Here is a 12,538-nt window from a genome sequence, read left to right on the forward strand (position 1 = left end):
ATCTCCTTATCTATCTGCTAATGTAATATGTTTTCCTAGGATATCAAACATAATAGTCCGATTAGCAAATTTATTTGGCAGTGCATAAGCCACATAACCTTCATGCGTTTGAGGTTTTAAAAAACGCATCCATCCAGTTAACTCTTGGTCGGTTAGCAACAAGAAATCAGAGGTATCTAATTGTTTTAACACCTGTAAAGGTAATAAATCAGGAGCCCCAACGCCAGCTTCAGTAGCCACTACCGTAAAATTAGCCAAAATAACTTTGTTCTCTGTTTTACTGGTCGACTTTCCCCAGGTCGTCATATCAATAAGCTTCATATAAGGATCATCCGGATCGGCAGGATCAGCCACAATCAGTTGATTCAATCTGACCGTAACCCCTTCTGACCAAGTCCAAGTAGTTCCAATTTCCTTCGGAGTAAGGCCCAGCATCGTCTTTACATTACTGCCGGCCTCCGATATCTCTGCCGCACTGGCTGCATACTTATCAACCGGAAGCTTGTCCCCCTTCCTCGCAGCAAGTATACGCTCAATGATCGTAATTGCCTGAGCTCGCGTGCTGGTCCCATACATATCCAGGTCAGTCTTACTGACACCATGTATTAGCCCTAGTCCCGTGGACTCCATCATCGAGCCTTTCAAGTTTTTATTAACACTTCGCACGCTTACAACGGACATTTCAATTCTTTGCATCGGCTCATTATAGCGTTCTGGGAACTCTGCCGGGATCACGCCTTGCTCTTTCAAGCGTTCAACATAAGGTCGAAACCAGCCCTCCCCTTCGACATGATTGATTTTCTCCCCTGTGGCCAAAGCCACCATTTTAATAAATTCCGCTCGGCTAATTGGCGCATCAGGCTTGAAAGTCCCGTCTTCATAGCCGTCGACGTACTCTTTATCGACTGCTGCTTGTATAGATTTTTGCGCCCAATGTTGTTCCGTATCTCTAAATTGTATCGAGTCTTGAGCAGATGAAATTATCGCATCATAACCAACGGAGAGACCACAAACTATCGATGCTCCCAGAACAACAGCCTTCTTCATCATTTAATAACCCCCCTCTTAATAAAAAATCTATTATTGACAAAATATGTATGGACATACATGCAAAAAACCACCCAGTCATCGCCAATAAGCCGCGATAACATGGGCGGTTCTTCCGCACATTTCAAATGCTATATAACCAAAAATACCATATACTAGTAGGTTTGTAAACTTCTAATTTTGTAAGTCGTGGGCATTTCTCAGTGCTGTTAGCTCATCCGCCGTAAGCTCTCTAACTTGGCCTAAAGCCAACGTCGGGTCCAGCGCTATAGGCCCCATAGAAATTCGCTTTAAATATGCGACTTTCTTTCCAACTGCTAGGAACATTCTTTTCACTTGGTGAAATTTCCCTTCCATAATCGTCAACTCGATCTCGGAAGGCACTCCGCCATTTTTGTTACCGGGGCTTATTATTTTCAGTACACCAGGAAGCGTTTCATACCCGTCATCCAAGGTTACTCCTTTGGCAAATGCCTCGACATCCGCCTCATTAACCTCCCATTCCACTTGGGCATAGTAGGTTTTCGGAACGTGCTTGCGTGGGGAAAGCAGATTGTGAGCGAGCTTCCCATCGTTGGTGAGCAGGAGAAAGCCCTCCGTATCCTTGTCCAACCTACCTACAGGAAAGACCTCGAATGGCGCATACGACGCATCCAACAAATCGACAACCGTACGGTCGCGATTATCTTCCGTAGCGGAAACAACGCCTTGCGGCTTGTTCATCATCAGATAAACAAATTCGCGGTAAAGCACCGTCTCTCCGTTCACCTGAATCGTATCCTTATCGGGATTGATCTGCATCCCGCTGTCTTTGATTTTCACGCCATTGACATAAATCGCGCCTTCCTTAGCCAAGCGTTTCAGCTCAGAGCGCGTGCCGACACCTACATGGGCGAGTATTTTATCGAGCCTCTGCGTTTGTTTCATGACCGATTAGGTCCACCTCCAGCCGGGCGGGTATTCGTTCTTTAGCATCCCGTCCAGCCATTTGCCCCAACCGACGGGATGCCCATCCAGGCAGACAAGGCAATAGCCTTTGGCTGCCTTCGTTTCTTGCGAATCGCGGACAATCTCGCTCTCCGCGACCTCGAGCGTCTCGCCCTTCAAATACCGAAGGGCTCGCTCGTCGCTCGAAGCCAAGCTCAGCGTTCGCTTGGCTTCGTGCATGCGCAGTCCCATAGCTAGCGCATGGGACGGCTCGAATCGGCCGCGGTGCAGCGCGCCGATGTACCAGCCCGGCCGCACGACTTTCAGTCCGTGCAGCTCGGGCAACCCCGCCGGCGACGCGTACGCGTGGTCGCCGTAGCATACGAGCCGCAGAGCGGCGAAGGGATCGCTGCGCAGCAGCTCGCCTTCGAACGCCTGCAGCGGCTCCAGACTTACGCGCGGCTCAACCGCCGCCGCGCGCCCTTTGCCCCGCAGCGCCTCCCGGCCGCTGCGCCCCGATCCGCCCCGCGCCTCCGCTCTCCACGTCTCCGACGTTTCCTTCACCGCTCCGCTCCGCGCCTCCGCTCTCCACGTCTCCGACGCTTCCTTCACCGCTCCGCTCCAAGCCTCCGGCGCCTCTCCCCCCGCTTCAACGCCCTCCTTGCGAACCACGGCCACATAATGGCCCTCTCCACGCAAGCGGTGAGGCCATAATCGCGCCGTACCCGCAACCGCAGCGCGGGCCTTAGCCGAATACGACGCCTCGCACCAAGGAGCGCGGAGCCAGTCCGGCCGGCCGGGACTAAACCCCTGGACCGGTACCACGTCGAAAGCCGGATGCTTATCGAGAAATTCGGCAATTTGCGCCTCATTCTCCTCCGGAGAGAACGTGCAGGTCGAATACACAATCGTACCTCCCGGAGCCAGCATCTGTGCCGCCTGTCCGAGCAGCTCCCGCTGCATCGCAGCGAATTCCTGCACCGTATGACGCTCCCAGCCCTGCATCATTTCTTCTTCCTTACGGAACATCCCTTCCCCCGAACAAGGGGCATCGATTAAAATTTTATCGAAATAACCGGAGAACGCGGAGATCATCCGCTCCGGCCGCTCATTGAGCACGACGGCGTTCCGTACGCCGAAAAGCTCTAAATTTTTGACAAGCGCTTTGACCCGGTCCGAATGGTTGTCATTCACCACCAGCACGCCTTCGCCCTGAAGCTTCGCCGCGATTTGCGTGGACTTGCCGCCGGGGGCTGCGCATAAGTCGAGCACTTTATCACCCGGCCGTACCTGCAGCAGCTCCACCGGCGCCATGGCGCTGGGCTCTTGAATATAGTAAAGGCCGGCATGGTAATAAGGATGCTTGCCGGGACGTTCTCCCGCTTCATAGTAATAACCTTCCGAAGCCCATGGCACCGGCTCTAGCACAAACGGACTCTTATCTAAGAAGTCGCGCTTTGCAATTTTTCCTGTATTCACTCTCAAACCGAACGATCTCTCTTCATCGTAAGAGTCCAGGAATTGTTCAAATTCGTCCGGCCCTAATAAATCCATCATCTTATCCCTGAACAAGGGGGGCAGCTGCTTCGTCATCCGACATCTTCTCTTTCTTTCTTTTTATCTCCGCTATTATAGCTGAACTGTCACCAAACAGCCAATAATTTTCAAAATTCGCACAGGATATGCTATACTTTTTAGAGAAAATAGAACAAAGTAATCTAGAACATGATAGAGGTGTATGTAATGAAGAAGCTGCTTATTTACCTGGGCATTGTTGTCATTTTATTCGGGGGTCTATATTTCGTTAACCAGCAGTCTACCAAATCCACGGACAAAGCGAATGCCGGCAACCCATACGGCGTTGCGGCATCCAAGCTAAATCCGGAAACGGTCAAACAATTAACCGATCCGAACTATCAAAACCTCATTTTGCCGAAAGATCTGGACCAAAGATTGAAGAATAAAGAAACATTTTTCCAATATTACTACGCATCTACTTGTCCGCATTGCAAAGTAACGACACCGGTTCTAGTTCCCTTGCAAAAAGAACTGGGCATTGATGTGAAGCAATTTAACTTGGAAGAATTCAAGGATGGCTGGCAAAAGTATAACATCGAATCCACGCCGACGCTGGTTTACTACAAAGATGGCAAAGAAGTGGACCGGATGGTTGGCGGAGTGCCGGAACCGGGCTCGCAAGGCGGGAATACGCCGGAAATGTTTAAAGCCTTTTTCCAGAAATATAAAGGATAAATCGGCAAAGCAGCGGAAACGCTGCTTTTTTTGTTGGCCCCCTTTCCCTGTCCCCCTCTGCACCGGCAGTTAAGAGCTCCTTGTTTGCTTTTTTCGCCGGATAGCAGCCAAGAGAAGCAAAATCAAGGGAATCACGAACCCGAAGGTAGCGGAGTAGAAAACCCAAATTCTCGATGCGAACTGAATGAAATAAGCTGCATCCGGGTAAGCAACGACGGAGAGCACGACGAGACTCATTCCCAGTGGCAGATACAGCTGCCGAATCTCACTCATTCTGAATACTTCTCCCAGCGTCGTAGCCGATGCATACAAACACAACGTCAGTTTAAAGTAAATGGTTATAAACCATATCCCCGCCATGATGACTTCTAGCCGTTCCAAGAAATTGCCGATGGAAATTCTTCGTGCCAAGGAGAAGCTCGGATACATCTGTACCGATGTCAAATCATCGCCTAAGACAAGAATGGACAGCAGGGAAACGATGACGATTAAGCTGCCGCCGATCGCCACTCCGGTGAGAAATGATTTCCCCAGTTTTTTCGTTTGGCTTACGTAAGGTAAAATGGTAAAGAACAGAACAAGCTCCAAGTACGGGGTTCCGATCAAAGGGACCGAAGCGCGTACGACAGGTTTGATCCCTTGGCCGAGTATTGGCAGTATATTGCCTGCCTTCATTTGAGTCGGGAGGAGAATGAACATCAGGAAGAAGAAGGTGAGCACCCAAGGGAGAAATATTTCCGATGTCCGTGTAAACGTCTCCAACCCATTGCGTATGCCTAAAATAATGATAGCCAGGAAAAAAATATGCGTAAATTGCAGAGGTGTGTCCACGAGCACTTGTGTGGAGATGAAGTCGCCTAGGTTGCGAAGCACCAGGGCAGCAAGGATGAAAAAAAAGCCGAAGTAGAGCAAAGAGACGGCTTTGCCAAGCCACTTCCCCAACAGCTCTTCGCAATTACCGACCAATGTGTTCTGAGGCAGCTGGCGCCTGAGGAATGAGTACATGGTGACTAGCAGCAGCCCCACAATCAACCCTAAGATGGCCGCAATCCAGGCGTCCTCCCTGGCATCATAGGCAAGTCCGGAAGGCGCGATTAGGATGGAGCTGCCGATTGTGAACAGGATCGTCAATATCGTAAATTGGTGTACCCCAATCCTGCCTTTCTCAAACATGTCGACCACCTCTATTGTAGTATGCCGAAAACAAAATCACTGACAGGCTGGTAGATGTACGTTATCCAGTCCAGCGGATTCGGGATGTGAATTCTGCTGATTTGCAAAATGCTAAGTATTGTCCCGAAGATGAGCAATACCGAGAACACCCAGCTCTCGACTTTCATCTTCTTCCGCAGCATGCCGGGAAGCTCCAGCAGACCGATGAGCACGGCTACGACAAGAATCAAAAAAATGATCCCCACGCGATCACTCCTTCGGGCGTATGATAATGGAGTTGTTCGTCGTGCCAAGACGGCGGATCTGCACTTCCGTTGAAATTTCCACCGGCAGCTCGGCGAAAATATCCGGCCAATCCCGTTTAATTTTCGCCCAGGTTTTCGGTGAAGCATCTTCAATGGCCTCCCCGAAAGCAAATATATCCGTCTTATTTTCCTTTGCCTTCCGAATCACAGCATTCATGATTGACTTGAGCGTATCCGCGGCAATTTTCTCCAGCTCTTGTATCGTAGCGGGGTCCAACAAATTAACTTCACACTGTACTTCGCTAACGTTTTGTTCCAGGAAGACATGAATGTGTACTTTGGGCTTGCCGTTAATCACATGTCCTTTCACTTTTGTTTTGGAACGGATGACTTCTACCGTTAACGTCCCTCCTTGCGGGCATTGCAGGTGCCCCATTGTACTTTTTACATTTCCCTTAATATAGTTGTATCCCTTGCTTTCGTTCTCATTGAGCCAATCGACCAGCTTGTCTTGCCTAAAGAGCGCCACTCCGGAATAATGCAGCTGGGTTCTTGGCGCTGTGTCGGATAGTAACGTCTTCAACTCTCCTTTCTCCTTCGCCCCTTCGATGCGTATCCCCGTCAGAACAGCATCGGTAGACGGCTCAGCCAGGCTTGTTATGAACTGGTCGATCCTTACGCTTACGGTAGGCGCCCATGCCTTTTCTGACGTTTCCAGCGTTTTGAACATGGCATTCGCCGGAATCCGTTCAATTGGCGTCAATATTTTTAATACTTCAGCGGCAGACGTATCCCTGGCCACAATGATATAGAAGTCGGACCTGATTTCATGATCTCTCGTAAGACCGTCGAGAACCTTGGCAACGCCTTCACGGGCAAGCTCCTCGCCAATGACGACGATTCGCAAGTGGGACGAGAATAATTTGCGCGGCGCCGTTGTCGTTAACTTGCGCGCAGCCTCAAGTGTCGATATCCCCTTTGCAGACAGCGTAGTAATGGGCGTGCTGTAGCCCGCTCCTTTTTTGGATGCCACCTCGTTAGGGTTAACGATTTGTGCCGTCACCAGGTATTCGTCTCCGCTTTTATCAAACCCCACGCCGACAGTAATCGCCAAGTCATTGAGTTCATGCCGGTCCCAACACCCGGAGAGCACAAAGCCAAGTAAGATAAGCGTACAGAGCATCCCCCCTAATTTTTTCACGTGGCAGTCCCACCCTTACTTTCGTTTTGGTTTCATCGTTGGGGTGTTATTTTCACGAATGATATTGTTTTGGCTAATGAAGCGCGGTCTTGAGAACAACCCCCATTGCGGCATGCGGAATATCGTGTCTTTCTGATCATCCAAGACAAACGGCGCCATCGGAGCCATATACGGCACCCCGAACGACCGCAAGCTGCACAGATGCTGAACCATAGCGATTAGACCGACGGTGATTCCGAATAGACCGAACATAGCTGCAAATATCATTAAAATAAATCGGATGATTCGCACCGGGATGCCCATACTGAACGCCGGAATGACGAAGTTAGCGATAGCCGTAATCGCCACGACGATAACCATCGCCGGCGAGACCAGCCCGGCATCCACGGCCCCTTGGCCGATAACCAAGGCGCCTACGATAGACACCGCTTGACCGACTGTCTTGGGAAGCCTCACCCCAGCCTCCCGAAGAATCTCGAAGGTGATCTCCATAAGCAGTGCTTCCACGAAGGCAGGAAAAGGGATGCCTTCCCGCTGCGCCGCCAAATTGAACAGCAATGAGCTGGGTAACAATTCTTGATGAAACGTAGTTATGGCAATATAGAATGATGGCGCCATCAAGGAGATGAAGAAGCACACATACCGCAGCATGCGAATCAGTGTGGCGAATTCGGCCCGCTGGTAATAGTCTTCCGCCGATTGAAAAAACTGTGTAAAAAAAACAGGCGCCTCCAGCACGAACGGTGTGCCATCCACAAGAATGGCTACTCGTCCCTCCAGCAGGCCCGCCGCGATGACATCGGGCCGCTCCGTATTGTATACGGTCGGAAACGGCGTGAAGGTCTCGTCTTGAATGAGCTCCTCAATGTTTCCGCTTTCCAGAATACCGTCGATATCGATACGCTCTAGCCGCTGCCTGACCTCGCCAACGATTTTGTCATTCACGATCCCCTTGATGTACATGATCGATACCGTCGTCTGCGTGACTCTGCCGATGATCATGCTTTCCAGCCAGAGGTTCGGACTCTTAATCCTTTTGCGAATGAGCGAAATGTTCGTGCCGATCGATTCCGTGAATCCGTCGCGCGGTCCTCGGACCACCGATTGTGTCATCGGCTCCTCCACGGAGCGCTGTTCCTCTGCCGCTGTATTCACAGATAGTGCTTGTGCATAACCATCGACGAAGATTACGGTATCGCCGTTCAGCAGCCGATAGCACACTTCTTTGTAATCCATCACGGCTTTCGTTTCTCCGAAGGACTGAAGCGCGTTCTTCATCAAATCCGGCAGCTCATAGAACCCGGTCCCTGCGCTCTCCATGAATTCGGAGGCTTTGGCGCCCAGATCGTTCATGATGCTTTGAAACAGCGTTTTATTGATGAGCTGCTCCAAGAAAGCGTAATTCACTTTACAATTCGTTTCTAGTTCCAGATAAAGCTCTCCGGTTATCAAATCGGCGCTATAGCCGAAGGTTGTCTTGATTTGCTCGACGTTCAGCATACCATCGTGTTGAAGGGCAATCGAGGAAAGGACGGTGTCCTGCTCCTGAGCTGACTGCGTTGGTATTTTGTCGCGATTGAAGAGTTGATGTAGCGTTTTACTCCAGAAGTTTTTGATTATCGCCACCACCAAACCGTTTGAAATCAGACATGATCCTGCTTATGGGAAGTTTTCCCTAAAGACACAAGAATTATGTAGAAACTGTAAAAAGCAAAAAGCCCCGCACCTATCGGTGAGAAGGCATGAACATCCGAGCGGATGGGGGGCTGGGTCCATCGTTCCGTGGCGTCCGTTAGATTGATCAGCACCGGCGAGACGCCTGAAATGAAATTAACTGCTTGCACTCGTATAGTGCCTAAGAGCGAATCTCCAGAGCAAGCGTGTCAGTACAAAACAGACGAGTGCAATGCCGACGCTCAACACAACCTGCCAACCGTGGATCCGGCCAATGAGCGCCGAGGCGGGGAAGGTTGTAATGAAAGCAATCGGGAACATATACGTTAACATAACGCGCAGAAAGCCTTTGTACACAGAGACTGGGAAGCGCGCCGTTTCAAAGAAAGAGCTGAACAAATAGGACAAGTTGTCCACTTTCACCGCCCAGAAGGAGAACATCATCATGCCCATCCAGAGCGAATACACCACAACTAACGATGCCAGGAAGACGATGGCGAACTGGGCCAACTCCATCAGGCTGGGCATGGCCTGCATTTGCCATAAGGCATAGGCGACCAGACCAAGTCCTAACACCACATCCGACAATCGCCAGAAGACCAGATGCCTGAAACTAACATAAAACTGGCTGTCGACGGGTTTCGTCAGAACGAAGTCCAAGGTTCCTTTCCGGATATGATTAACAAGGCGGGTCATGTTGGGCTGCAATATAAACTCAATAAACCCGTGCACGGCGTTGAATATGCCCAGCAGTACAAGCACCTCATAGAAGTTCCAGCCGCCAATCTCCTGGGTTCGATAGAAATATAACTGTACCGTCAATATAGCCATCGCCAGCCAAAATACCGTTGACAACACATTGGCGGCGAAGTTGGCCCGGTACTCGAACTCCTCGACCAAGCAGGCCCGCATAAATTCCCTGAACAGCCGCAAATATTTCATCGAAGCTGCGCCTCCTTCCTTAACCGCCGACTGCGCCATATTTTTTGATACCGCTTCTCCATAACAGACGGAATACCCCCGCTAAAATAATGACCCAACCCAGTTGAATCATCAAATAATGAAGCACAGCAGACGAACCCGCTTCGATTTTCCCCGTCAGCAGCTCAACCGGAAAGCCGACCGTTACATAGAACGGAAGCCAAGTAGCAGCATCCTCCACCCAGGAGGGAAACATGCTAAGCGGTGCGATGCGGCCGGCAAGAAACAAGTGGATGCCTTCATATAAGCTGTAAATTGCCGTCGCCCGATTCGTCCAAAAAGCAAGCAGGCCAAACTCATAGCCGATAAGAAAACGGATCGCAGAAGACAGCACAATGGCGATGAAGAAGAGCACCATTATTTCCAAGGAAATAATTAGCCTGAGCATGGGAAAGCATGCTGCCGCTATCGTCCATGCCGGGATTAATAGAAAAGCGAAAAACAGCTTGTAAACGAGATTTTGCGAGATGCTCCAATGCACGGGGTGAAAAGGGCGCACGAGCTTCGTGGACAACGAGCCGTCCTGAATGCTGGCGTCGAGCTCCCATACGTCCCATGTGCTCGTAAGCCGATCAACGAGCAGGACGCCAAGGAAATATACCATGTAGTCATGCGCATCGTACCCGCCGACCGTCTGATTGTCGCTAATCGACAGCCAAACGGCCATGGATACGAGCGGTTGAATGAAGGCGCCGATCATCCAGATGAGCGATTCGCTGCGATAGGCAAACATGACCGCCCATTCCACCCGAAGCAGCACGCGGTATTTGTGCCAAAACAGCGCGAATGCCTTCATGCGTCCTCTCTTCCCCCTTCGGTCTTCGCTTCAAACGCCTGGGCGATGACCGATTCCATTGACGGGTCTTCAATCGTCAAATCCAGCACGTTCAGCGTAGACAGCAGTCTAGCGGAAAGCTCGGTAACCTGCTCTCTCGGTACATCCATATCGACATATGGAAATTCATAGTGAACCAACGTCCCCATTCCATCCGTCAGCTCCGTGATTGCTTGCGCCTCTGTACGTCCCGCCAATTGAAGGCGAATCCGTTTGTTCGGTGCATATCGATCGATGAGCTGAGCAATCGCACCGTCATACAGCAGCCTGCCCTTGCCGATGACGAGCACACGCTCGCATAACGCGGTCACATCCGCCATGTAATGGCTGGTGAGCAGGATCGTCGCCTTGTACTTGCGGTTGTAGTCTTGAATGAACCTGCGCATCACTTCCTGCATATTCACATCAAGGCCGATCGTCGGTTCATCTAGAAAAACAATCCGCGGCCTGTGCAGCAGCGCTGCGGCCAGCTCGCACTTCATTCGCTCTCCGAGCGAGAGCTGTCGAACAGGCTTGCGGATCACTTCCTCCAATTGAAGCAGCCCTACGAGATCGCCTAGCGTTTCTTCATAAACGTCATCCGGAATTTCGTAGATCACCTTGTTCACCAGGAACGTTTCCGCTGCGGGAACATCCCAGATCAATTGGCTCTTTTGCCCCATGACGAGGGAAATCTGTTTCTTGAACTCTTTTTTATGCTGAAAAGGAACAAAACCGCCGACATTCACTTCGCCATGGGAAGGATGCAGCAGTCCTGTCAGCACTTTCATCGTCGTTGTTTTGCCCGCTCCGTTCGGCCCTAAGAATGCCACGATTTCCCCTTCAGGGATGTGAAATGAGATCTCATCAACCGCTTTGACCGTTCGGAACTTCCGGTGAAACAAGCTCTTGAGCGAAGCGGCGAACCCGGGCTCCCGCTCGTGAACCTGATACCATTTGCTTAACTTGCGTACCTCAATCATCGCCTTCCTCCTCATGCCGGGGTGGATGCTGCTTCATGTCTTGGAGCAGCAGGTCGAGCTCCGGGTCTAGTATCCGAATGGTCAGATCGTATGGAGCGAACGGCTCAACATCCATTCTTTTCAATTTGGACACATACAGCGTACTTTCTTGCATGAGACTGCCCAAATCAATACCGAGCGCATCCGCCGGATAGGGCGCCAATTTATCCAAGCCTGCGCTAAACAATTTAATGGAACCGCTTACGTTTCCATTGGCATGATGATAAAGGCCCACTGCAATCTGCAGCAGACCTTGATATAGAGGGCTTCGGCCTTCTTCCAGCCAAAGCTCCTCCATGACTTCATGGCATTCGAAATAATCGCGAAGCTCATTGAAATAATACAAGTAAGCTACGTACAAACGATCGTAAGTTGCCATAGATCAGTTTTGTTCTCCTTTTTTGGCTCTGGAGATTGCGGCTTCAATATCGGAAGACAGATCGCTTAAGCCGTCCTCCGTTTCCCAAATCTCGTTGAATCTTAGCTGGAATTGGGCCGCTTCCCGAACTCGGTGATAGAAGTACAGCTCCTGGATGTTGCTAAGCACTTTATTAACCAAATTCGAATTGTCTTCAAACATTTTCTGCGACTCGACGATTTCTCCGCGAATGCTGGACATCTCCTGATCCAGCTGGTAAGCGGCTTCCGCCGCCTTGCTCAGCCGCGCTCTGACATCAGCCGGCAGTTGTTCTTTATATTTATAATTCAACGAATGCTCGATGGTTGCCCAGAAATTCATAGCAAGCGTTCGTATCTGAATCTCGGCCAAAATATGCTTCATCCCGAGTGCCGTCTGCACCGGGTATTCGATAATAATATGAAAGCTGCGATAACCGCTGGGCTTCTTATTGGCAATGTAATCCTTCTCGTAAACGACTCTCATATCCTGCCTGCTGCGGATAAGCTCGGCAAGGCGCTCGATGTCCGCTACGAATTGGCACATAATCCGGATGCCGGCGATATCTTCAATCCCGGACTCCAATTGGTCCATCGGCACGTTCAGACGCTTCGCCTTCTCCAGCATGCTCGATATTTTTTTGACACGTCCGGTGACGAATTCAATTGGCGCATATTCTTCCCTGCTCTTGAGCTCGCCGCGAAGCGTCTTGAATTTCACTTTCAGTTCTTCCGTCGCTTGTTCGTATGGCAGGAGAAATTTCTTCCAGTCTCGTCCATCCATCGATTTATCCTCCATTCCAGA

The 12,538-nt window shown here is 50.5% G+C and carries 13 protein-coding genes; 1 reads left to right on the plus strand and 12 read right to left on the minus strand.

Annotated features, from left to right (window positions below; all coding sequences use genetic code 11):
• Nucleotides 1-6 precede the first annotated feature (6 nt).
• The 3 genes from PUT07_RS01215 to PUT07_RS01225 all read right to left on the minus strand — a co-directional run bounded on the left by PUT07_RS01215 (nt 7) and on the right by PUT07_RS01225 (nt 3,567).
• A complete protein-coding gene (locus PUT07_RS01215) occupies nt 7-1,050 on the minus strand; it encodes an S-layer homology domain-containing protein (RefSeq protein WP_274465899.1) in 1,044 nt (347 codons plus the stop codon).
• Nucleotides 1,051-1,221: 171 nt separating this feature from the next.
• Nucleotides 1,222-1,974, minus strand: a complete 753-nt coding sequence (locus tag PUT07_RS01220) for a pseudouridine synthase (protein ID WP_274465900.1) — start codon at nt 1,972-1,974, stop codon at nt 1,222-1,224.
• A 6-nt stretch (nt 1,975-1,980) separates the two neighbouring features.
• On the minus strand, nt 1,981-3,567 hold the full coding sequence (locus tag PUT07_RS01225; protein ID WP_274465901.1) for an RsmB/NOP family class I SAM-dependent RNA methyltransferase: 1,587 nt from the start codon (nt 3,565-3,567) through the stop codon (nt 1,981-1,983).
• Nucleotides 3,568-3,717: 150 nt separating this feature from the next.
• Here PUT07_RS01225 and PUT07_RS01230 point away from each other — a divergent pair, with 150 nt between their 5' ends.
• Nucleotides 3,718-4,227: a thioredoxin family protein gene (locus PUT07_RS01230; RefSeq protein ID WP_274465903.1), complete on the plus strand. Its 510-nt coding sequence runs from the start codon at nt 3,718-3,720 to the stop codon at nt 4,225-4,227.
• Nucleotides 4,228-4,296: 69 nt separating this feature from the next.
• Here PUT07_RS01230 and PUT07_RS01235 read toward each other — a convergent pair whose 3' ends face one another.
• The 9 genes from PUT07_RS01235 to PUT07_RS01275 form a co-directional block, all read right to left on the minus strand.
• On the minus strand, nt 4,297-5,400 hold the full coding sequence (locus tag PUT07_RS01235) for a GerAB/ArcD/ProY family transporter (RefSeq protein ID WP_274465904.1): 1,104 nt from the start codon (nt 5,398-5,400) through the stop codon (nt 4,297-4,299).
• 11 nt (nt 5,401-5,411) lie between these two features.
• A complete protein-coding gene (locus PUT07_RS01240) occupies nt 5,412-5,645 on the minus strand; it encodes a hypothetical protein (protein ID WP_274465905.1) in 234 nt (77 codons plus the stop codon).
• 4 nt (nt 5,646-5,649) lie between these two features.
• A complete protein-coding gene (locus PUT07_RS01245; RefSeq protein WP_274465906.1) occupies nt 5,650-6,846 on the minus strand; it encodes a Ger(x)C family spore germination protein in 1,197 nt (398 codons plus the stop codon).
• A 15-nt stretch (nt 6,847-6,861) separates the two neighbouring features.
• Nucleotides 6,862-8,472 (minus strand): spore germination protein, encoded by a 1,611-nt coding sequence (locus PUT07_RS01250; RefSeq protein ID WP_274465908.1) that lies wholly within the window; start codon nt 8,470-8,472, stop codon nt 6,862-6,864.
• 204 nt (nt 8,473-8,676) lie between these two features.
• On the minus strand, nt 8,677-9,462 hold the full coding sequence (locus PUT07_RS01255) for an ABC transporter permease (RefSeq protein ID WP_274465909.1): 786 nt from the start codon (nt 9,460-9,462) through the stop codon (nt 8,677-8,679).
• Nucleotides 9,463-9,481: 19 nt separating this feature from the next.
• The gene (locus PUT07_RS01260; protein ID WP_274465911.1) at nt 9,482-10,297 is read right to left on the minus strand and encodes an ABC transporter permease; all 816 of its coding nucleotides are present in this window, start codon (nt 10,295-10,297) and stop codon (nt 9,482-9,484) included.
• Nucleotides 10,294-11,298 carry an ABC transporter ATP-binding protein gene (locus tag PUT07_RS01265; RefSeq protein WP_274465912.1) on the minus strand — a complete coding sequence of 335 codons (1,005 nt, stop codon included), beginning with the start codon at nt 11,296-11,298 and terminating at the stop codon, nt 10,294-10,296. The genes PUT07_RS01260 and PUT07_RS01265 overlap by 4 nt, the downstream gene beginning before the upstream one ends.
• A complete protein-coding gene (locus tag PUT07_RS01270) occupies nt 11,291-11,716 on the minus strand; it encodes a DUF309 domain-containing protein (RefSeq protein WP_274465913.1) in 426 nt (141 codons plus the stop codon). Before PUT07_RS01270 ends, PUT07_RS01265 begins: the two co-directional genes overlap by 8 nt.
• Before the next feature lie 3 nt (nt 11,717-11,719).
• On the minus strand, nt 11,720-12,517 hold the full coding sequence (locus tag PUT07_RS01275; protein ID WP_274465914.1) for a GTP pyrophosphokinase: 798 nt from the start codon (nt 12,515-12,517) through the stop codon (nt 11,720-11,722).
• Between the last annotated feature and the right edge of the window lie 21 nt (nt 12,518-12,538).

It is taken from the genome of Paenibacillus sp. MAHUQ-63, assembly GCF_028765165.1.
In the GTDB taxonomy this organism is placed as follows: Bacteria; Bacillota; Bacilli; order Paenibacillales; family NBRC-103111; genus Paenibacillus_E.